Raw genomic sequence first — 19,869 nt, 5'->3', positions numbered from 1 at the left:
AAAGGCAAAAGGCAAAAGGCAAGAGGCAAGAGGTGGTTAGATATGTGTAATTAATTTTGCTTAGGTACTTAGCAGTTATCTTAATGGTCAGATACGAAGTTTTCCTTTTGGGGAGTCGGGATACTCCGAGACGATGCCCTGTCAGATCATACTTGATCTTTAACACAAACGCTGTAATATCTAAGTAAAAGGAAAAAAGCGATTAAAATTCTCCCAGTCAGAGGTCAAAATAATGCTTTCATCACTTTTGACTATTAAAAAACCCTCTCTTCGCAGAGAGGGTGAATTAGATTTAGGAATTTTCCTCTAATCCAAAGACGCGATTAAAAGCTTTCAAGACTTTATAACCAGAATCGATCGATTCTAGCGGATCTTTCCGCAAACGGTGACGTAAACAGAGAACAATTACCCGACGGATATCATCTACCGTCACAGTGGTCCGTCCTTCCAAAGCGGCCAGAGCTTTAGCGGCGCGATTGGTAACGATATCGCCGCGCAATCCATCTACGTCCAACTCGGAACAAACCTCGGAAATTTTCACCCGCAGCTCATAATCAAGCTCCACGGAAGGCAAAAGATTTTGGGCCTCCACGAGCTTTCTTTGCAGTTCTTCCTGTTCTAAGTTATATTTCTCTAAAAACGAGAGAGGATTGCCATCAAATTCCGCACGCTGTTCCACGATTTTGACCCGTAGAGGTGGTTCTTTGACGGTGTGAATCTCGGCGTGCATTCCGAAGCGATCGAGCAGTTGTGGGCGCAATTCTCCCTCTTCTGGGTTGCCCGATCCCACCAAAACAAACCGGGCCGGGTGACGGATGGAAATTCCTTCCCGTTCCACCGTATTCCAACCACTAGCGGCCGAATCTAATAGCACATCGACGAGGTGATCGTCAAGTAAATTGACTTCATCCACATAGAGAATGCCGCGGTTAGCTTTGGCCAGCAAACCGGGTTCAAAAGCTTTTACCCCTTCTGATAAAGCCTTTTCGATGTCAATCGTGCCACAGACCCGATCCTCCGTCGCACCGAGGGGCAAATCTACCATAGTGACTTTTTTCTTGGCAATGGTCAAGGGAATGGCCTCGTCCACCCTTTGCCGCACCTCATCGCTCATTAAATCGGGATCATTGGGGTCAGAATTAAAGGGATCGTTAGCAACTACGTCAATTTCTGGTAAAAGGTCGGCTAAAGCCCTAATTGTGGTCGATTTTCCCGTACCTCGATCTCCCATAATCATCACCCCGCCAATTTTGGGGTCGATGACGTTGAGCATTAGGGATAATTTCATTTCTTCCTGGCCGACAATAGCGGTGAAGGGAAAAACCACGCGGCGAGTTTTCGGAGGAGCTTGGGGAGTCACGGTCATAAGTGGATTCAAAAGTCAAGAGTTGTTGCGTAAAGAATTATATCTAGTGTGGGTTCTAGCCGTCAGCTTTCAGCAAAGCCTTATCATTGTAAGTCTTTTTCCCTGCTTTTTAAGATCCAGCGCCAGAGGGGATGACCCGGCCCTTTGGCCTGAATTTTCTGCACCCGTTGCTCTAAGCGCAGTTTTTCTCTCGGGGAAAGTCCTAAAATAATGTTGCGACTTTGCCAGACTAACACGGCTCCTGTAATGGCAAGACAAAAGGCTAGACCGATAGAAGGCCAGTAATTGAAAGCTAAAGCGTATCTAAGGGCTGTCCAAGTAAAATATTGCCGCATTAAGGCTATATCATCCCATAAAACCCATAAACTCGCCGAACCAATCACTAACCAACAACCCAACACAAATAACCAACGACCCCATACCGTCAGTCGATGTAATCTTTTGACCTGTTGCTGTAGTTCAAAATCGGCCATTTCAGTTATCAGTGGGGAATTATGAATTATGAATTATGAATTATGAATTATGAATTATGAATTATGAATTATGAAGTGTTTTGAGTGAACAGTAATCAGTGAACTGAAAACTCAAATCTGATAACTGATAACTGATAACTGATCACTGATAACTGAATTATCCCTTGACAATTGCGCCAAAATCTGCTAGAACTCGGGCGTGATTTCGCAGTAAACCCAACAGATTTAAACGATTGCGACGGACAGATTCTTTTTCGGCCATGACTAACACACTATTTTCGCCATCAAAAAAGTCAGCCACCAGGGGAGAAATTGCTGTTAAAGCAGTGACGAGACGCTGATAATCTCTTTGCTCTCTTGCGCTGATAGTTTCGGGAATTAGGGCAATTAAAGCGTCACAAAATGCTGGTTCGGAGGATTGTTCAAATAACTCCCTATCGATGATTCCTTTGGTTTCTAGGGTAGTTGTATCTAAATCTCCTTTTTGTGCTAAACGGGTCGAGCGATTGACGGTTTCATAGATGTTGGCTAACTGACCATCCTGACGAATTTGGGATAAAAAGCGAGCGCGTTCACGGGTATCTAATAAATTTTCTAAAGCGCGAGACTTATACTCTGGATCGTTTTCCCCTAAAACTGCATTAACGAGATCATAATCTATCCTCAAATCATCAATTAAGAGAGTTTGCAGACGTTGTAAAAAGAAATCTTTAATCAGATTGACTGGGTTGGGTTTATCGGGATGACTGGTGACAAAATCCTGAGCTATCTGCTCAATTAATGCCAAAAGATTGATATTAAAATCGGCTGACCAGATAATACTAATTATTGCATTGGCAGCCCGACGGAGAGCGAAGGGATCTGAGGAACCAGTGGGTAGCATTCCCAGTCCAAAAATACCGACTAAAGTATCTAATCGATCGGCAATTCCCACCACTTGACCGGTGATTGTTTCCGGGAGTATATCCCCAGAATTGCGAGGCAGATAATGTTCAAAAATGCCCCGGGCAACTACAGCCGATTCACCACTAATTAAAGCATATTTTTCGGCCATTATTCCCTGTAATTCGGGGAATTCATAAACCATTTGGGTAACTAAATCCGCTTTACAAAGCATGGCAGTGGACTCTATATCACTGCGACTTTGTTCATCGAGATTTAACTGTTCGACGATCATCTGGGCAATTTCCATAATCCGATCGACTTTATCGCGCATGGTTCCCAATTCTTCTTGGAAAGTGACGGTTTCCAGTTGGGGAAGAAAACTATCTAAGGGTTCATCACAATCGGCAGTATAGAAAAATCTGGCATCGGCTAACCGTGCGCGGATAACCCTTTCATTTCCTGCGGAGATAATCTCAGATTTCTGGGGATCGCCATTAGAAATAGTGATGAAATAGGGTGACAAACCCTGGGGAGTTTTCACCGGGAAATAACGCTGATGTGTCACCATCACAGTAATAATTACTTCTGGGGGTAATTCCAGAAATTCATCGTCAAATTTGCCGACAATTGCCGTGGGATATTCGACTAAGTTAGTCACTTCTGCTAATAAATCTGCGGGAATTTCTGCCACTCCCTCCAGCTTTTTGGCTAGGGTGGTAATCTGATCGGTAATTATCTGTTGACGCACTTGCGGATCCGCTTCCACAAAAATCGAGCGCAAACTGGTTAAATATGCTTGGGGATGACTAATGGCTAAGGATTGCGGGTGTAGAATGCGATGACCAAAAGTTAAGCGATCGCTGGTTAAAGTGGTAGAGCCATTAATTAATTCTAGGGGCAAAACTTCCCCATCCACTAAAGTTAATAACCAACGAATTGGCCGGGGAAATCTTAAGTCTCCATCTCCCCAACGCATAAAACGTCTTCCTTCCAAACGGGTAATCCATTGGGGAATTAATTCAGTTAAAATCTCGGCTGTTTGACGACCCGGAATCGTTTTTTCAATATAGACAAATTCTCCTTTGTCTGTGGCACGAATGGAGAAAGCGTCGGTGCTAACTCCCTGTTTTCGAGCAAAACCCTCACCAGCGGGGGTAATTTGGCCATTTTTGTAGGCTGCACTAACTGGCGGTCCTTTGATCTCCTCGCTGCGAGCTTCTTGCTCCCTTGGTAATCCTGTGATTAACACGGCCAAACGGCGCGGGGTTCCGTAAACTTGAATAGCAGTAGCGTCCAGAGATTCCGTCTCTAAACTCTTGCTAACTCTTTCCCGCCATTGTGCGATCGCGCTATCGACAAAATCTGCGGGTAGTTCTTCTGTACCGACTTCAAGTAAAAAATCCATCTGATTGATTGGCCGTGTTTATGCTTCACCAATCATCTAGGCTATCACAGAAGCCGTGTCCTTAGTTTTTGACTGGTGTTGTTCGACTTTTTGGGTTAGGGTGAAAGATGCAGCACATTGGAATCAGCGACGATGGGAAAGATTAATTTATTAGTCAGTGCCACCTCTGAGGATTGGATAGAACAGGCAATTAATAATTTAGAGATTATTCTGCTCGATCATTCCCATTGTGAGCGAAAAGCGGCAGGAGTGGCATTAAATCTCATGTTTCGTTATCCTTCCTACGCTTCCCTCGTGCGGAAATTAACGGCGATCGCACAAGAGGAATTAGAACATTTTGAACAGGTCAATCAATGGTTAGATAAATGGGGAATTCCCCTCGCTCCCTTAAATTCTCCCCCCTATGGTGCTAAATTGAAGGCCCAGATTCGTCACCAAGAACCCGATCGCCTTTTGGATTCTCTGTTAATATCAGCTTTAATTGAGGCGCGTTCCCACGAAAGATTAGGTTTATTGGGAGAATATTGTCCTGATCCCGATTTAGGCAAATTTTATCGCGGTTTAATGGCTTCCGAAGCGCGTCATTATGGTATTTATTGGCTATTAGCAGCGGATTATTTTGAACGGACAGTGATCGAGCAACGTTTAGAAACCCTAGCGGCGATCGAAAGTGAAATTCTCACTACTCTGCACCCGGAACCTCGTATTCATAGTTGATTGCACTAATAGGGACAAACCCTATCTAAATTACTCGTTCAACTCAATTTCTCTCTTAGAAAAGGGTAAATCTTGATTGATTGCATCAATTTCTTCCTGTTCCATTTGATTAATTTCTTGGATATAATTGCGGAGAATTTGAGTCATTTTGCCATGATAAAAACGGTGTAAACTATGATTAGCAGTGGCAGGAAAACCCCGTCTTTTTTTATGTTGTCCTCCCGCACCCGGGTCAAACACGGTAATACCTTGACTAATTGCCCAATCGATCGGTTGATAGTAACAAGCTTCAAAATGTAAACAGTCATACTCTTGAAAACTGCCCCAGTAACGACCATAAAGATTAGTATCTTTGCGAATACAAAAAGATAAACCCACCGGTTTAGTATCCTTGTCATTTTGGTAGGCAGTAATCAAAACCACTCGCTGACGATAATTCGGATATAATTGTTCAAAAAATTTCTGTGTCAGATATTTACTTCCCCAGTAAAATTTATCACAGGTACTGCTATAAAACCGATAAATTAACGGGAATAAATGATGGGGAATTTCTTCGGCAGCCAGAGTTTTAATAATTAACCCCGCATTAGTCACCGCTTTCCGTTCCCGTTTAATATTGCGGCGTTGATTAGCATTAAAAACCGTCAGATAATCTTCAAAACTTTGAAAACCCTTGTTATTCCAAATATAACTATGGTGTAACCAGGGGGTAAAGCCCAAATTTTCCATTAAAATTCGCCATTGGGGATCCACAAAAAGAAAATGACAACCCGACAGATTATTTTGGTCACAAAAATGATCAATAGCCGCTATCATTAAAGCAGTAATTTCCAGTTCATTTTCCCCCGGAGCAATTAAAAAACGATAACCTACCGCCGGAGTAAAAGGGGTCATTCCTAACAGTTTCGGATAGTACCTAATCCCCAAACGATGGGAAAGATCTGCCCATTGGTGGTCAAAGACAAATTCACCGTAACTATGACTTTTAATATACAAAGGAGCGGCGGCAATTAACTCAGCACCGCACCAAACTGTTAGATGAGCAGGTTGCCACCCCGTCCGTCCCGTAGCGCTGCCGGAAGTTTCGATATTATGTAACCATTCCCACTCGAGAAAGGGAGTAGTTAGGGGTTGAGCGAGAGCATCCCATTTTTGTTGGGGAATCTCACTCATTTTATCAATCCAAACGACAGAATATTGGGGTTTAAGCTGTTCTACCATGGGACAAGATAAGTCAACCTTTTTATCTAAGGTATGCTGAATAAATCTAAAAACCTTGTTGGGTAAGACTTTTAGACTTTTTGGCAATCAAAAAGTGCCGGACTGGGAGTGATCAGGGGTAAAATTCCGGGACTTTTTCCCTGAAAATTAGGTAACTGACTACCTCAAAATCGGTAAAACCCTACACCCTACACCCTACACCCCACACCCTGCCGCCACCAACAAACTTTTTCAGCAGACCCTATTTAAGGTAATCTAGTTTTGAGATTTGTGGCAATCTCGTTCAAGGGAATAATGTAGGAAAATTTCTGCTTCCACGGTTTCCACGCTCAAAAGTCGTAATTTTCTGGCAGAATCTGCCAGAAATCCAGTTCCTCCCAGGGGAGTTGCCGCTTTATTGCCTCCTAACAGCAAAGGACAAATGGTTAGATAGATTTCATCGATTAAATCTTCAGCTAAAAGAGAGGCAATTAATTCACCTCCTCCCAGAATCGCCAGTTTTTTGATACCTAGGGCGGTAAATTGACTAAAAATAGCCTTCCAATCGCCGCAGACTAAGACAAGCTCAAATAAACCCCGATTTTCCCATGCCACCACTTTTTCCGCTGCCGTGATTAACCAGCGAGGAAAAGGCTGCTGAAAAAATTTCATCCGGGGATCAAGCAGGCCCGAATGAGAACAAACGATCTGTATCGGCTGCGGGGATAATCCCCGTTGTTGACGATAAGCGAGAAAATCGCCATGACGGATAGGAAGACTGGTGTGATAAGCGCGCAGGGTGTTAGCACCGAATAAAGCGGCATCCATGCGGGATAAATGTTGTTCTAGACGCATTTTATCGGTAGCAGAGGCAAATCTGGCCGCTGACTGGTAGGCGTCGGCAATTTTACCATCGGCACTCATGGCTAAAATAACGGTGGTGTGAGGATGATTCATAGTAAATGATGAGGGATATCACCAGGTCCGATTGGTGAATAGGCTAGTATAGTCTAGAGTTTGATAGCAAGAATCAAACCAATTTCCGCCCATGTCTATCGGTCAATCCTCCTTTCGTCGTATTTTGCTCTCTCGCTTACTCCTGGTTAGTGTTCCTGTACTACTAATGGGGGTTTATGTTACCTATCGTAAGGCGCGATCGGCTTTTTTGGAAACGGCCCGTCAAAATCTCACCGAAAGTGCCATCAGAAAAGCAGATAATATTGAGCAATCAATTCAACTTTTGCGGGCCAATCTGATCACTGCGGGGGAAAGTCTGGTTTTAAAACAGGGAACCTTAGCCGAAAAAGAAGCTTTTTTACAACAATTAACAGCGATGCTTCCTAATCAGATTAACTGTGTGGAATTAATTGATATTAAGACCAAGAAACCTTTATTAAATCGAGCCTGTGAACCAGAAACCCTCAAAATTTTGCCTCTGGAAAGATGGGCAGAAAAACGGAATAGCTTTGCCAGGAATATCGAGAATATTTTAGTTAAAAGTTTACCTAGAAAATTTCTAATTAAATCTCCCGATAACAATCGTCAATTAGAATTAGTCTTTGCCGTTCCCATCTACGATGATCAAGGACAATTACAATCTGGTCTAATTCTGCAAGCTTCTCTACTTTACGGTGAGAAGGTTTTACCCGGTTCTTTGTCAGGTTATCCCGTGGTTATTTCTGAAAATGGCATTATTCTCGCTCATCCCTATTTTCATCGCATTGGTAGCCATATCAGTCAAGAAGCTGATGCGGAACGTCTCAATCTGATCATCGATAATGCTGTTAGAGGTCGACAGAGATTTCTCCATTTATTTTCTTTCGAGAAATATGGCAAAGAATTAGTCGCTGGTTACAGTTTCCTCCCCAGTCCAGTTACGGGAGAATCATCCCAAAAATGGGTAGTTTTAGCCATTAGTTCTCTCTCCCAAGCTCTGTCTCCTCTACAACAAATTTGGGAGGCAATTTTTTATCTAATTTCTGGTTTATTATTAGCTTATTTAGTGGCTATTGTACTTATTGCTAGGGATTTAGCTAGACCTTTAGAAAAACTGCGAGATTATGCCTTAAATATTCAGAAAATTCCTTCCCAAAAGATTAGACCACAAAATTTTAATATTAGAGAAATTAATCAGTTAGCCTCGTCCCTAGAGGAAATGCTCGAACGTTTACGTCTTTGGGGAGAGGAAATAGTTAAGAGTTGGCAAGAAGCGGAAAATGCTAATCAATTAAAAAACCAATTTTTGGCGAATACTTCCCACGAATTACGCACCCCTCTCAATGGTATTATTGGCTCAATTCGTTGCGTTATGGATGGATTTTGTAACAGTGAAGAGGAGGAAAAAGAATATTTGCAACAAGCGGATAAGGCAGCCGTACATCTTTTGGAAATTATTGATGATATTCTCAGTATTGCTAAAATAGAAGCAGGCAAACTTTCCGTTAATCCTGAACCAGTAGATTTACACCAAATTATCAATGAAGTTATTAATTTACAAACAGCATCGCTGCAGGGTAAGCACTTAAAATTAAATTTGCTTTTCTGTCCAGAAAATCCGATAGTCTATGCTGATCCCACTAAATTAAAACAGGTAATTTTGAATGTTATTTCTAACTCAATTAAATTTACCGAGACGGGAACTATTTCTCTGATAACTCACTTAGAATATCCACAGGCTATTATCACTATAATCGATACAGGAATCGGTATCGACCCCCAGCAGCAATTAAAATTATTCCGTCCTTTTGTGATGATTGATGGTTCCACAACTAGAAAATTTAGCGGTACGGGTTTAGGATTAGCTATTTCTAAGAATTTTATGAAAATAATGGGGGGAGATATTACTATCTCTAGTCAAGGTCAAGGTTTAGGAACAACTGTAGAAATTATTCTTCCTCTGGTGGGGGAAAGAAAGCTTGATTTTACCCCACCAGAGGAAAACTCATCTTTGCCGATTCTTCCTTCTCTTAAAAGCTAAAATATCTCTATTTAACTACTGTAATTTATGAGGAATTTAGTTTATAATTCCTCTAAACTTTCTACAGGCAAATTAACCACCTGATAAGCACCAAAAACCTTGATCGCATCGGTATAATTTGTTAATTCTTCTAAAGTTTCTGCGATTAAATGCTGTTGATCCAGATTAATTTCTAGATCAATAAAAAATATGTATTCCCCTAAAGATCGTTTAGTTGGTCGCGATTCAATCCGAGATAAATTAAGCTGACGTTTGGCAAAAACTTCTAAAGGTTTGACTAAAGCACCGGGTTGATCTAAAACTTGAAAAGCGAGGGACATTCGCTCTCCTTGAGGATGGGAAGTTAAAGCCATTACCCAAAAACGGGTACAATTATCGGGATAATCATTAATTGGTTGTATTAATATTGGTACATGATAGAGTTTGGCAGCCCGGGGAGAAGCAATCGCGGCCGAATTAGCCTCTCGATCGAGAATTTGAATCGCTTCCGTGGTAGAATTGGTGGGAATAATCGGCACGTTAGGTAAATTATTTTCTAGCCATTTTTGACATTGAGCTAAAGCTTGGGGATGGGAATAAACAGTTTTAATTTCTGTTAGCGATTGTTGAGGAGATAGAAGTGCATGGGAAATCGGTAAAACTAATTCTTGTTGAATCTGTAACCTGGGTAATTGCCATAAAGCATCAAGAGTCATTACCACACTTCCTTCGGTGGAATTTTCCACCGGAACCACTGCTAAATCGGCCTGATTTTGGACAACCGATCGCAGGGTCAGGGCAATGCTAGGATAGGGTATTAATTGATGAGGCTGGGGTGGTAAACTGTTAGCAAATGCTAAAGCGGCTGTTTCTGAATAGGTTCCCACTGGCCCCAGATAAGCGATCTTTACAGTCATTTAGATTATCCCCGCAAGCAATTTTTTCTAGCTATTACAGCCTTTCTCATAAATATCAAGTATAACCTAATTCAGCCAGCGTTTTCAGTTGATAATTGGGTAAGGGAGCAATATAGTAGGGAACCTTTTTAGCTAACTCTAGGGTACAGGTAATTTTTTTAACTTTGCTTTTACCGCCCAAAAATTTACAATCATAACTAGCATTGTGCAAAACCTTTTCTATCCGGTCAACCAACAGGATTTTAGTGATAAAATAGTCAGTACGATCCAGTTGTTCGAGAACATCCAAAATTGTCACCCGCTCCCCCGTTAAATCCGTGGAATCAGCCAGAATTTGAATCAGAGACAAACGGGGAGTCTTGCTATCGTAATCGGCTACTTCCGTATCTAACCAAAGAATGGGAAAATGGCAAAAGTGATCGATCGCATTCCTAATAGCGTCGGATTCCGTTAAATAAGGCATGGTTGCAGAGGCTGAAAAATGTATCAAAAAATCTTGATAGCAGTAGATTTGTCGGAGATGGGGGAGAGTGTCTTTAAGGAGGCTGTATCCTTAGCCAGTAAGTATGAAGCTAACCTCCTACTACTGCACGTCCTTTCCCCTGAAGAAGATTATAGCCCTTTACCGATTCCACCCAACTTAGCCGATATTTACCCCGCCCAGGGTAATGATCTGACTCTCGATTTTTGGCGGCAACAATGGGAAGAATTTGAGCAGAAAGGGTTGGCAATGTTGCAAAAAAGAGCTAATCAAGCGGGAGAAATGGGTGTAAAGGGAGAATACCGGCAAATTTATGGTCATGCCGCCAAAACTATCTGTAAAGTGGCGCAAGAGGAAAATATTGATTTAATTGTTATCGGTCGGCGTGGGCGATCGGGTCTAGGAGAGTTATTCTTAGGTAGTGTGAGTAATTATGTTCTCCATCATGCCCCCTGTTCCGTCTTAATTGTTCAACATCCTCAGGACTAAAAATTCCTGTTAGCTATTTCCCCCTAAAATCCCCAAACGATTAAAAGGAAAAAAGCGAAAAACCGCCCTACCAATCACGTTATTTTCCGGTAAAAACCCCCAGATATGGGAGTCATTGCTATTATTGCGATTATCTCCCATGACAAATAAGTTATTTTCTGGCACGAGCAAAGGCATTAAATTATATTGAGGGGATTCTAGAATATAATCCTCTGCCAAGGGTTGATTATTCAGATAAATTTTGCCCTCCTTGACAGCAATCACATCCCCTGGGGTGGCAATCACTCTTTTAATAAAAGCTTGGTCCTTTTGATATCCCTGTAATTGTAATTGTGCCGGCGGTTCAAAGACGACGATATCCCCCCGTCGAGGAGGATGGAAATCGTAGGAAAGTTTTTCCACCACTAAGCGATCGCCCTGTTCTAAAGTGGGTAACATAGAATCAGAGGGGATAAAACGAGGTTCAGCCACAAAAGTGCGAATCAATAGGGCTAAAACTAAAGCTATAGTGATAATTTGCAGATTTTCTCGAATAGAAGCCCAAAAACTCTTGGATTTGTCCTTATTAATTTCTTGCTCTTGCATTATTGCCCAGATGATGGTTGGTTTAACTTAGCTTTCGCTTGCTGCCAAAAAACTGTTAATTCCTCTAGTGTATAGTCATGGAGAGGCTTTTCTGCCACGGATTCCACTAGGGAAAAACGTTGAATAAAACGCAGATTAGTCTCTTGTAAAGCGATACTGGGGTCTAAATCATACCAGCGAGCAAGATTGACAATAGTAAAGAGTAAATCGCCTAATTCGGCCTGTTGATGCTCTTTATCGTCCGATTCTAGGGACTCTTGCCATTCTGCTAACTCTTCGCCAAATTTTTCCCAGACTCCCGCGATATTTTCCCAATCAAAACCGACTCGCGCTGCTTGCCGAGAAATTTTCATCGCCCCGATCAAGGGTGGTAAAGTTTGGGCATAACGGGTTAATTTGCCGCTAATAGTCGGGTCATTTTTTTCCTCAGCTTTGATTTTCTCCCAATTTTGACGCACCTGTTCGGGATTTTCTAGGGATAGCTCCCCAAAAACGTGGGGATGACGACGAATTAATTTATCAGTGATGCCCCTAGCCACTTCTTCTAGGCTAAAATTACCCTCATCACTGGCAATTTGAGCTTGTAAAACCACCTGTAGCAGTAAATCGCCTAATTCCTCGGCAATGGCAGTTTTATCACCACTTTTAATCGCTGCTACCACCTCATAAGCTTCCTCGATAACGTAGGGAATTAGGGTTTCCGGGGTTTGCGCTAAATCCCAAGGACAGCCGCTTTCTGGGTCTCGTAAACGGGCAACAACGCTGATTAAATGGTTTAATGCCGCTAAGATGGCCTTGTAACTGGGATTGTCGGTTTCTGGAAGGCTAGACATCGATTTTTTCCGGTTTTCTCGCCCATTATACCAGTTAGTTATCAGTGATCAGTTATCAGTTATCAGATGTGAGTTTTCAGTTCACTAATCACTGTTTACCGATCACAGCAAAAAAGCTCTCATCTCCCTATCTTCCTAATATTCAGTCACAGCTTTTCTGATAATAGATGAAGTTTAACCTAATTTGATTGAAGACCTACCCCCCAAAACGAAAACTTCGTACCTCACCATTCAGATAACTGCTTTAGCTCAATAACAATGAAAAAACCCGGTTTCACCGGGTTGCACTAGCTTGGAGTGTGTATAATCAACCGATAAGGCAGTTGAAAACTTAAATAAATCTAAATAGAAAAAAGGTAAGCAATTCCGCTGTAAGAGAATCAGATTTAATGAATCATCCCGCAAGTTAGGGGACAAGAAGCATAAACAGCTTGATGAGAGGTTTTTACCTCACCGTGTAACCAGTGCAGCCAGCTAACTTCATGGGGATGAACACCTTTTGCTGCCAACAAAGCGGCACTAATTAGGATAGCCAAAATGTTAATACCAATAATCATTCCTGCCACTAAAAGCACGGAACTAACCGGTAAAACTGACTGTAAGATAATCGCAGACAATGCCCCCACTGTCATCATTAATACTACTAAAGGAAATCCCACTACTAATAAACAGACAGTGAGGACGAAACTCCAGAGAAGAAAGCTTTTTAGCATTGCTAAAGAAACGTGGCCCCAGTTATTTCTTGCGGTTAATTGCATCTTCCTGACCTCTTACAAACTTGGTGGTCTAACTTTTCTGCACGTCGGCTCAAAGTTGATGAAAACCAGTATAGGAAAAACACCGAAGAAAATGAGCTATTCGCAATATAAATTTACAATCATCGCCGATCATCTATGTTATATGTATCGAACTATTACAAAAATCGCCAAGAGGTATCGAAAACTTTACAATCGGTTTCCCTTGATCCCCAATCCAGTTTCCTACTGAAATCCTTGATCCCCGTCGATAATCCTTTCTTGTCTCCCTGTCCTCAGATTTTTCCGCGTCTCTTTGTAACAAATCTTTACAAGTACCTCTAGAATTCTCAGAAAATAGGTGGACGACAGTAACCAGTAATCAGTCACCAGCAATCAGTAAACTGAAAACTCGCACTTGTCACAGAATTGACATCCGGCTGTTATAGTCCTGACAAATGAGAGTTATATGCTAAAGTTAATCCAGCAAAGGAATAAATTATTTCCCCTAGCCCAGCTTTCCTCAAGCTTCCCACACAGGGTCTAGGGGAAGTTTATTTTTCTGCCCATGAGGAAAACCGCTACCTGGCCCGAAAAGAAAATTTTTCTAGAAATTGACAAGCCTTGACAGCAGGGAAGACAGTCAGACAGACTAAACTAAAAAGGTTTTTGGAGCGAAAATATAGTTTCTTGCCTTTCTGTCCCCCTAAAAGCAGTCTTAGCTCTGGTGACGAGCATAATCATCCTGAAAACGCACTATATCATCCTCTCCTAAATATTCCCCATTCTGCACTTCAATTAATACCAATTTGATTACCCCGGGGTTTTCCAGACGGTGAGCGGTACACTGCGGCACATAGGTGGACTGATTAGCACCGAGAATTTCCTCGTTATCTCCACAGGTGACTTTTGCCGTCCCCGAAACGACAATCCAATGTTCACTGCGATGGTAGTGCATCTGTAAACTGAGACGATGACCCGGATTCACTTCAATCCGCTTGATTTTATAACCGGGACCCTCTTCTAGGGTGGTGAAGGAACCCCAGGGCCTAAATTCTGTTGCCGCCGATTCTACGCTCGAAATAAGCTGAAATGGTGCCACATCTTGGGCTGCGATCATTATATTATGTCTCCATTGCTAGGTCTGATCTTAGTCCAAGATAGCAGCAAAAACCCTAGATGGCATCTAAGTCAGTGATCAACTGCTCACTGATTCACTCTTCGTCGCTGTTGAGAATACGGGGAACCCGGAAATAATCTCCTTCCGGGACCGGCGATTCCTGCACTAAGACCTCGTGATCGCGATAAAGTCTATTACTATCAGCGCGAGTGATATTTTGAATTTCGATCGCTCGCGTGGTGGGTGGCACATTTTCCGTGTCTAATTCGCTTAACTGCTCGAAATAATCCAGTATCCCGCTTAATTGCCCCGCAAATTGTTCTTCTTCAGCGTTGGTAATCTCTAAACGGGCTAAATGGGCGATTTTTTCAACTGTAGCTCTATCGATCATGGGAGAAATGGGGGTGTAGGGTGTGGGGTGTGGGGTGTGGGGTGTGGGGTGTGGGGTGTGGGGTGTGGGGTGTGGGGTGTAGGGTGTGGGGAGAATAAATAAAAATAATCTCCCGTCTCCCGTCTCCTAACGACCGACGAGCGACTCCTCAATTTAAAAGAAAACATCAATTTCCGAGCGCCCGGTAATTTTCAGCCAGTTTTGGGCTTCAATGTAGTTATTGGGGGCTAATCGGATGGCTTGTTTCCAGTATTCTGCCGCTTTGTCGTAGAGTGCTTCTGCTTCGGCCTGTTGTCCGTCTTCTCTGGCTTTTTCCCCTTGAAAATGGTAAATAACAGCGATATTATTCAAGGCGGAGGGCATTCTGGGATTAAGTTGGATAGCTTCTTCGTAGTATTCTAAGGCCTTTTGATGCTCGCCGTTACTAGCGTGGATAATGCCGATATTGTAGAGGATATAACTGCGATCATTAGGATCCTCTTCTAATGTTAAAGCTTCATAGTAATTATCGAGGGCTTCGGCGTATTCACCGTCAGCTTGAGCAGACATCCCATCGCGATAATAAACAAAGGCTTCCTTGGCTTTTTTATCGGCGGGGAGTATCTTTAAAATGATATCCGCCATGACGGTAAAAGATTTATCAATAAAATTATCGTTACGTTGAGTGCGTGGCATAGTTAGGACGAGTAGGCGATCAAAATGACTATTTCCTTTATAGCACTCGCGAGAAACCCCAGGGCTGTTTTTCCAATTTTTCTGGCCACAGGTTCCATTGAAGGGATCTTGGCTGCCCCAACGGCGAACATTGGTTTTCCAGTCAAAAAATTCCCCTTGGCAAGGGGTAATTATGGCCCTTACTAAGTTTTTATCCCTTGTGTCCCGATTGAGAAAATGTCAAATCTGCTAGGGACGGGCTACAGTTCCTTGAATTTCGCTGCCACCCTTATTGCTCCAACGACCATTGACGTAACTTTACCTAATATCTAGATTTCTCCCTGTTGGTTGCTTTAAGTGAGTAGATTAGTTTCATAGCGGGCAATCCACCTACTGATGAGATTCTGGCATCGTGGTTTTGGTATTATCTCCATCGGAGAATAAATCATCGCTAAATAGATCATCAAGGGGAAATTCTTCCTCAGAAGGCAGGGATTCTAGATCGCCCACTCCTTCATCATCCCACATACTGAAGAAATCTAGTTCCTCTTGGTAACTCGGAACAGAAGCAACATTTTGGCGGTTAGATTCAACTTTAGGGGTTTCTTCAGCAAAAGGATCGAATAATTCTGGGCTATTGCTGTCAGTAATATCGGCAAATAAGTCATCTAGAGAATTTGGGGCAGCGGCGAATTTTTCTGAGTCGGTGGCTAATAAATCAGGGAAACCCGTGTCACTGCCAACGGTTTCTTGACTGTAGCTCTGATCGTAATTACCCGATAATTCTTCTAGGCTACCGATCATTCTAGTTTCTTCCTCTTCGTCAAACATCTCCATCTCAGGAGTGAATTCCGCTGCCAAATCTAGATTTTCTTCAGTGATAAAACCATCAAAAGTATTGATTTCACTGACGAATTCTGGTTCAGAAACTGTGGCTTCTAGCATCGTTTCGGGAGCAAATTCTGGCTCCAATCCTAGAGTTTCTTCGGTGATAAAACCATCAAAAGGATTGATTTCTTCCCCAGGTTGGATTGTTTGGGTGTCGTTTTGTAGTTCTAACAGTTGGCTTTGATAACTCTGTTCTAGTTGTTGAATTTGCCACTGATAGCCCTTTTCTAATTCTAGAATCTGCGCCTGTTGACTTTGACGCAGGGCTTCCATTTCTGCTTGCTTGCCGTCGATAATCTCTCGAATTTGACTTTGATAGCTTTGGCGCAATTCCTCGATTTTAGTCTCGTATTCCTGTTCAAGTTCCTGAATTTGGGTTTTATAGGCAACTTCCATGGCTTGAACTGGATTTGCGCCGGCTGCCTCTTGTAAACGTCCTTGGCTATCTTCTAACTCTTTTTGTAATTTAGCCACTTCTTCTCTATAGGCGGCTTCGATATTGCCCATCCGTTCTTGGGAGAGTTCGAGTCGTTTTAACTCTCCTTTGGTATCTTCTAACTCCGCTTCGGTTTTACCTAAATCCGCCCGAATTTTACCCTGTTTTTGCCGTGCCTCCCTGATTTTTCCCTCTTGCAGGGCATATAAAGCCCCACCCCCGATCGCACCTCCACCGACAAAACCGATTAAAATATCGACGATACTCATTATGGGATTCCTCCTCTAGGAAAATTTACTTGTAATCCGCCGCTCTCTATGCCGATTGCTTTTGATTGTGGCAGCAATTATCAAAAAAAGAAAGAAAATATTAAGTTTTTTCTCGGCAAATATGGTGAGGTACAAAGTCTCTGGTTTTAGGGAGTTGGTTGTCGATGCTCGATCCTGTCACACCGCATCGGTGTTTGGCAAGACATTTCACTGAGGCTGCATTTCCCGATAAGCTTGATAAACGCCGCGCACGTTGTACCAATTGAGAAAAATGCGGGCAATTTCTAGGGCTAATTGCGGTTTACCTCGATCGATTAACCATTGTAACAGCGGGGAGAGGCTGCGTTCATTCAGGGTTCCGCCTAGGGAAAGTAAACCCCACAAAAGTCGGTGAATCCAAGTCATTTGAATCATCATCCGCACTTCCCAGGTGGGATGTTTTTGATAAAAAAGCACTCCCATTCGTCCCCGTTGAATTTCCTTATCGATGAGATTGGGAATTTGAGCGAGATTAAAGGGGGGATGCCAATGATAACCGACGGCTTCAGGACATTTAATTAATTTTAGTCCCAATTGCTTCAATCTCACCCCTAATTCCAAGTCTTCCCAACCGTAGAGTTGAAACTGAGTATCAAATAACCCCGCCGCTAATAACCATTTTTTGGCGATCGCCACGTTGCCCGTGGCAAAATAGGCGGCGGAGAAATCGGTGATTTTATAGGGTTCACTGGTGGGATGCTCGAAGTTACAGGTATTAATGACGCTGCCGTAGGTAAATAAGCGATCACTACCGAGACTTGCTGCCCCGGCGGTTAAAGCGTCGGCGTGGGCTTGCAAAAAATTTTCTGTCACTACCAGATCGCTATCGATAAAAATAATCGTATCACCACGAGCTTTTTCTACCCCCAGATTCCTGGCGATCGCTGGTCCGCCGTGATCCTGTTGCCACAGTTGCAGGTGGGGTAAATTAGCCTTTTGAGTTTCTAGCCAAGCGATCGTCCCATCGGTAGAGCCATCATCGACAAGGACTATTTCGTAGTTTTCCACCTTATTATCGGTTAAACGCTGATTTTCTAGGGCGAGTAAACATTTTTTTAAGATTGCTTGGCGATTGTAGGTAGGGATGACAACACTGATCAGCACGGGCATTCGGGGGTCAAGATTATCGTTTTAGCTTACCAAATAACCTCGGTTCCTTGATTAGACTTCCCGCAAAAATCCACAATCTTTAATTCAGGATTCAGGAGACAGGGCTCTTCTGGTTTCTGTGTGGAAACGAAGCCTATACTGATAGTTTCTTCGGCAAAATAGTCGTAAAAGTCTTTCTCCGTCAACATTTCACGATTCCATAAGCAAAAATTATCACACAAAGTCGAGAAGAGCCGAGACAGGATTCAGGAGACAGGATTCAGGAGATTATTTTTATTTATTCTCCCCATTTCCCCACACCCCACACCCCACACCCCACACTGTAAGGAACTCCGGGAGGATGATTAAGGTCAACTGGGAACATTGATTTTAAAAAATCGGCGATCATGTTATTCTCTGAGTGTGTTGTGTGAGGAAAGGAATCGGCCATGGTAGCGTCTCTATCGTATCAAAATGGGCAAAAAGCTCGATCGCATCCCCTGTTATCCTTAGGGGGTTTGATCGAATTACCGTCATCACCCCTGTTCGGCACGGACGGAATTCGCGGTCAAGTGGGAGAATTATTAACTGCCCCCCTAGCACTACAAATCGGATTTTGGGCGGGACAGGTCTTAAAAAATCAAGCTGGTGTCACCAAACCGGTAATTATTGGTCAAGATTCGCGTAATTCCAGTGATATGTTAGCCAATGCTATCACTGCGGGTTTAACTTGGGCGGGAATAGAAGTCTGGCAACTGGGATTATGTCCTACCCCCTGCGTAGCCTATTTAACCAGAGAAAGCGAAGCGATGGGGGGGATCATGATTTCTGCCAGTCATAATCCTCCTGAAGATAACGGCATTAAATTTTTTGACGGCAGCGGTTTAAAATTGTCTGGCAGTTTAGCGGCACAGATAGAAGCGGGTTTAAGGGGCAATTTAGAATTAGCAGATAAACCAGAAAATTGGGGAAAAGCGACTTTTTGTCCCGAATTAATCCAAAAATATTATCAAGCTGTGATTGATTCCGTCGGGACGGATATTAACCTATCGGGATTAAAAATAGTTTTAGATCTAGCTTGGGGGGCAGCCGTTAACCTAGCACCTTTAGTATTCCAAACCTTGGGGGCGGAAGTTATCTGCCTACACGAGCGAGCCGATGGCGATCGCATTAATGTTAATTGTGGTTCTACCCATTTAGAAAGCTTACAGGCTGCGGTGATTAATCAGCAAGCGGATTTAGGGTTTGCCTTCGATGGCGATGCTGATCGGGTAATGGCCGTGGATAGTCAGGGTAGAGTAGTAGATGGCGATTATATCCTCTATTTTTGGGGTCGTTCCCTCTTAGAAGCCGGACAGCTACCCGATGGGTTATTAGTAGCCACGGTGATGGCTAATTTAGGTTTTGAACGCGCTTGGCAAAAACTGGGGGGTCAATTCTTGCGGACTGCCGTGGGCGATCAGCACGTTCAGGCGCAAATGTGGGAAACTGGGGCCATGCTAGGGGGTGAACAATCCGGCCATATTCTCTGCCATCATTACGGAGTTTCTGGGGATGGAATGCAAACCGCCCTACATTTAGCGGTTTTAGTGCAGAAATCGAGGGTTTCCTTGGCTAATTTAGTCGATCATAGCTTTGTCACCTATCCGCAGATTTTACGCAATGTGCGGGTGGAAGATAGAGAAGTGCGACGTAATTGGCAGCAATGTGAACCTTTGCGACGGGAAATCTGCCAAGCTGAGACAGCCATGGCAGAAAAAGGCCGAATTTTGGTGCGAGCTTCCGGGACAGAACCGTTAATTCGGGTAATGGTGGAAGCAGAAACCCTCGAATTAGCCAGTTTTTGGACAGAAAGGCTAGTGGAAGCGGTGCGAAGCTATCTTTTGTAGTCGATCGAGGGGAACAGGGATTATAATGCCCTTAGCCTAGCCTAGCAAGGGAT

General features: G+C 43.1%; 20 protein-coding genes. 4 read left to right on the top strand and 16 right to left on the bottom strand.

Features of this window, described 5'->3' with window-relative positions; all coding sequences use genetic code 11:
* Positions 1 to 292: 292 nt before the first annotated feature.
* The 3 genes from bchI to glyS all read right to left on the bottom strand — a co-directional run bounded on the left by bchI (position 293) and on the right by glyS (position 4,129).
* Entirely contained in the window at positions 293 to 1,366 is a 1,074-nt protein-coding gene (bchI, locus tag ACQY1X_RS21415) for a magnesium chelatase ATPase subunit I (RefSeq protein WP_002791921.1), read from the bottom strand.
* Positions 1,367 to 1,449: 83 nt separating this feature from the next.
* Complete coding sequence (locus ACQY1X_RS21410; RefSeq protein WP_024969902.1) at positions 1,450 to 1,839, bottom strand: hypothetical protein; 390 nt, start codon at positions 1,837 to 1,839, stop codon at positions 1,450 to 1,452.
* 157 nt (positions 1,840 to 1,996) lie between these two features.
* Entirely contained in the window at positions 1,997 to 4,129 is a 2,133-nt protein-coding gene (gene glyS, locus ACQY1X_RS21405; RefSeq protein WP_430015132.1) for a glycine--tRNA ligase subunit beta, read from the bottom strand.
* Positions 4,130 to 4,261: 132 nt separating this feature from the next.
* Here glyS and ACQY1X_RS21400 point away from each other — a divergent pair, with 132 nt between their 5' ends.
* Entirely contained in the window at positions 4,262 to 4,846 is a 585-nt protein-coding gene (locus tag ACQY1X_RS21400; RefSeq protein ID WP_002778708.1) for a tRNA-(ms[2]io[6]A)-hydroxylase, read from the top strand.
* Positions 4,847 to 4,876: 30 nt separating this feature from the next.
* Here ACQY1X_RS21400 and ACQY1X_RS21395 read toward each other — a convergent pair whose 3' ends face one another.
* Together ACQY1X_RS21395 and ACQY1X_RS21390 are read right to left on the bottom strand one after the other, a co-directional pair.
* A complete protein-coding gene (locus ACQY1X_RS21395; protein ID WP_430015131.1) occupies positions 4,877 to 6,067 on the bottom strand; it encodes a GNAT family N-acetyltransferase in 1,191 nt (396 codons plus the stop codon).
* A 255-nt stretch (positions 6,068 to 6,322) separates the two neighbouring features.
* Positions 6,323 to 7,003, bottom strand: a complete 681-nt coding sequence (locus tag ACQY1X_RS21390; RefSeq protein WP_430013526.1) for a RibD family protein — start codon at positions 7,001 to 7,003, stop codon at positions 6,323 to 6,325.
* Between the two features lie 91 nt (positions 7,004 to 7,094).
* Between ACQY1X_RS21390 and ACQY1X_RS21385 the strand changes: the two genes are divergently transcribed.
* Complete coding sequence (locus tag ACQY1X_RS21385; RefSeq protein ID WP_430015130.1) at positions 7,095 to 9,023, top strand: sensor histidine kinase; 1,929 nt, start codon at positions 7,095 to 7,097, stop codon at positions 9,021 to 9,023.
* Positions 9,024 to 9,064: 41 nt separating this feature from the next.
* On the opposite strand, the gene pheA is transcribed toward ACQY1X_RS21385, so the two are convergent.
* Both pheA and ACQY1X_RS21375 read right to left on the bottom strand, forming a co-directional pair.
* Complete coding sequence (gene pheA, locus ACQY1X_RS21380; RefSeq protein ID WP_430015129.1) at positions 9,065 to 9,919, bottom strand: prephenate dehydratase; 855 nt, start codon at positions 9,917 to 9,919, stop codon at positions 9,065 to 9,067.
* Positions 9,920 to 9,974: 55 nt separating this feature from the next.
* A complete protein-coding gene (locus ACQY1X_RS21375) occupies positions 9,975 to 10,382 on the bottom strand; it encodes a hypothetical protein (RefSeq protein ID WP_430015128.1) in 408 nt (135 codons plus the stop codon).
* Positions 10,383 to 10,400: 18 nt separating this feature from the next.
* Here ACQY1X_RS21375 and ACQY1X_RS21370 point away from each other — a divergent pair, with 18 nt between their 5' ends.
* Positions 10,401 to 10,889: a universal stress protein gene (locus ACQY1X_RS21370; protein WP_430015127.1), complete on the top strand. Its 489-nt coding sequence runs from the start codon at positions 10,401 to 10,403 to the stop codon at positions 10,887 to 10,889.
* A 9-nt stretch (positions 10,890 to 10,898) separates the two neighbouring features.
* On the opposite strand, the gene lepB is transcribed toward ACQY1X_RS21370, so the two are convergent.
* The 9 genes from lepB to ACQY1X_RS21325 form a co-directional block, all read right to left on the bottom strand.
* The gene (gene lepB / locus ACQY1X_RS21365; protein ID WP_002747877.1) at positions 10,899 to 11,474 is read right to left on the bottom strand and encodes a signal peptidase I; all 576 of its coding nucleotides are present in this window, start codon (positions 11,472 to 11,474) and stop codon (positions 10,899 to 10,901) included.
* Positions 11,474 to 12,307 carry a nucleoside triphosphate pyrophosphohydrolase gene (gene mazG, locus ACQY1X_RS21360; RefSeq protein WP_002738913.1) on the bottom strand — a complete coding sequence of 278 codons (834 nt, stop codon included), beginning with the start codon at positions 12,305 to 12,307 and terminating at the stop codon, positions 11,474 to 11,476. Before mazG ends, lepB begins: the two co-directional genes overlap by 1 nt.
* A 386-nt stretch (positions 12,308 to 12,693) precedes the next feature.
* Positions 12,694 to 13,065, bottom strand: coding sequence for a hypothetical protein (locus ACQY1X_RS21355; RefSeq protein ID WP_002739421.1), 372 nt, complete (start codon positions 13,063 to 13,065; stop codon positions 12,694 to 12,696).
* A 694-nt stretch (positions 13,066 to 13,759) separates the two neighbouring features.
* On the bottom strand, positions 13,760 to 14,161 hold the full coding sequence (locus ACQY1X_RS21350; protein ID WP_002738428.1) for a phosphomannose isomerase type II C-terminal cupin domain: 402 nt from the start codon (positions 14,159 to 14,161) through the stop codon (positions 13,760 to 13,762).
* Between the two features lie 94 nt (positions 14,162 to 14,255).
* Positions 14,256 to 14,552: an Asp-tRNA(Asn)/Glu-tRNA(Gln) amidotransferase subunit GatC gene (gene gatC, locus ACQY1X_RS21345; RefSeq protein ID WP_002738949.1), complete on the bottom strand. Its 297-nt coding sequence runs from the start codon at positions 14,550 to 14,552 to the stop codon at positions 14,256 to 14,258.
* A 153-nt stretch (positions 14,553 to 14,705) separates the two neighbouring features.
* Positions 14,706 to 15,227, bottom strand: coding sequence for a photosystem I assembly protein Ycf3 (locus ACQY1X_RS21340; RefSeq protein WP_002738883.1), 522 nt, complete (start codon positions 15,225 to 15,227; stop codon positions 14,706 to 14,708).
* 369 nt (positions 15,228 to 15,596) lie between these two features.
* Positions 15,597 to 16,799, bottom strand: coding sequence for a hypothetical protein (locus ACQY1X_RS21335; protein ID WP_103112801.1), 1,203 nt, complete (start codon positions 16,797 to 16,799; stop codon positions 15,597 to 15,599).
* A 207-nt stretch (positions 16,800 to 17,006) separates the two neighbouring features.
* Positions 17,007 to 17,948: a glycosyltransferase family 2 protein gene (locus ACQY1X_RS21330; RefSeq protein ID WP_271935425.1), complete on the bottom strand. Its 942-nt coding sequence runs from the start codon at positions 17,946 to 17,948 to the stop codon at positions 17,007 to 17,009.
* A 26-nt stretch (positions 17,949 to 17,974) separates the two neighbouring features.
* Positions 17,975 to 18,169 (bottom strand): hypothetical protein, encoded by a 195-nt coding sequence (locus ACQY1X_RS21325; RefSeq protein WP_430013525.1) that lies wholly within the window; start codon positions 18,167 to 18,169, stop codon positions 17,975 to 17,977.
* Between the two features lie 207 nt (positions 18,170 to 18,376).
* Between ACQY1X_RS21325 and glmM the strand changes: the two genes are divergently transcribed.
* A complete protein-coding gene (gene glmM, locus ACQY1X_RS21320; RefSeq protein WP_016515871.1) occupies positions 18,377 to 19,816 on the top strand; it encodes a phosphoglucosamine mutase in 1,440 nt (479 codons plus the stop codon).
* Positions 19,817 to 19,869 lie beyond the last annotated feature (53 nt).

The organism is Microcystis protocystis FBCC-A270, from assembly GCF_050500235.1.
Taxonomy (GTDB): Bacteria; Cyanobacteriota; Cyanobacteriia; order Cyanobacteriales; family Microcystaceae; genus Microcystis; species Microcystis ichthyoblabe_A.
This window is presented reverse-complemented; position numbering and strand designations above follow the sequence as displayed.

Excerpts from the sequence above, each read along its gene's own strand:
- ACQY1X_RS21355 (WP_002739421.1), bottom strand. The coding sequence starts at position 13,065 with ATGCAATTAACCGCAAGAAATAACTGGGGCCACGTTTCTTTAGCAATG.
- ACQY1X_RS21330 (WP_271935425.1), bottom strand. The coding sequence starts at position 17,948 with ATGCCCGTGCTGATCAGTGTTGTCATCCCTACCTACAATCGCCAAGCA.
- glyS (WP_430015132.1), bottom strand. The coding sequence starts at position 4,129 with ATGGATTTTTTACTTGAAGTCGGTACAGAAGAACTACCCGCAGATTTT.
- gatC (WP_002738949.1), bottom strand. The coding sequence starts at position 14,552 with ATGATCGATAGAGCTACAGTTGAAAAAATCGCCCATTTAGCCCGTTTA.
- ACQY1X_RS21390 (WP_430013526.1), bottom strand. The coding sequence starts at position 7,003 with ATGAATCATCCTCACACCACCGTTATTTTAGCCATGAGTGCCGATGGT.
- ACQY1X_RS21375 (WP_430015128.1), bottom strand. The coding sequence starts at position 10,382 with ATGCCTTATTTAACGGAATCCGACGCTATTAGGAATGCGATCGATCAC.
- ACQY1X_RS21385 (WP_430015130.1), top strand. The coding sequence starts at position 7,095 with ATGTCTATCGGTCAATCCTCCTTTCGTCGTATTTTGCTCTCTCGCTTA.
- ACQY1X_RS21370 (WP_430015127.1), top strand. The coding sequence starts at position 10,401 with ATGTATCAAAAAATCTTGATAGCAGTAGATTTGTCGGAGATGGGGGAG.
- lepB (WP_002747877.1), bottom strand. The coding sequence starts at position 11,474 with ATGCAAGAGCAAGAAATTAATAAGGACAAATCCAAGAGTTTTTGGGCT.
- bchI (WP_002791921.1), bottom strand. The coding sequence starts at position 1,366 with ATGACCGTGACTCCCCAAGCTCCTCCGAAAACTCGCCGCGTGGTTTTT.
- ACQY1X_RS21395 (WP_430015131.1), bottom strand. The coding sequence starts at position 6,067 with ATGGTAGAACAGCTTAAACCCCAATATTCTGTCGTTTGGATTGATAAA.
- mazG (WP_002738913.1), bottom strand. The coding sequence starts at position 12,307 with ATGTCTAGCCTTCCAGAAACCGACAATCCCAGTTACAAGGCCATCTTA.
- ACQY1X_RS21400 (WP_002778708.1), top strand. The coding sequence starts at position 4,262 with ATGGGAAAGATTAATTTATTAGTCAGTGCCACCTCTGAGGATTGGATA.
- pheA (WP_430015129.1), bottom strand. The coding sequence starts at position 9,919 with ATGACTGTAAAGATCGCTTATCTGGGGCCAGTGGGAACCTATTCAGAA.
- glmM (WP_016515871.1), top strand. The coding sequence starts at position 18,377 with ATGGTAGCGTCTCTATCGTATCAAAATGGGCAAAAAGCTCGATCGCAT.
- ACQY1X_RS21335 (WP_103112801.1), bottom strand. The coding sequence starts at position 16,799 with ATGAGTATCGTCGATATTTTAATCGGTTTTGTCGGTGGAGGTGCGATC.
- ACQY1X_RS21350 (WP_002738428.1), bottom strand. The coding sequence starts at position 14,161 with ATGATCGCAGCCCAAGATGTGGCACCATTTCAGCTTATTTCGAGCGTA.
- ACQY1X_RS21410 (WP_024969902.1), bottom strand. The coding sequence starts at position 1,839 with ATGGCCGATTTTGAACTACAGCAACAGGTCAAAAGATTACATCGACTG.
- ACQY1X_RS21340 (WP_002738883.1), bottom strand. The coding sequence starts at position 15,227 with ATGCCACGCACTCAACGTAACGATAATTTTATTGATAAATCTTTTACC.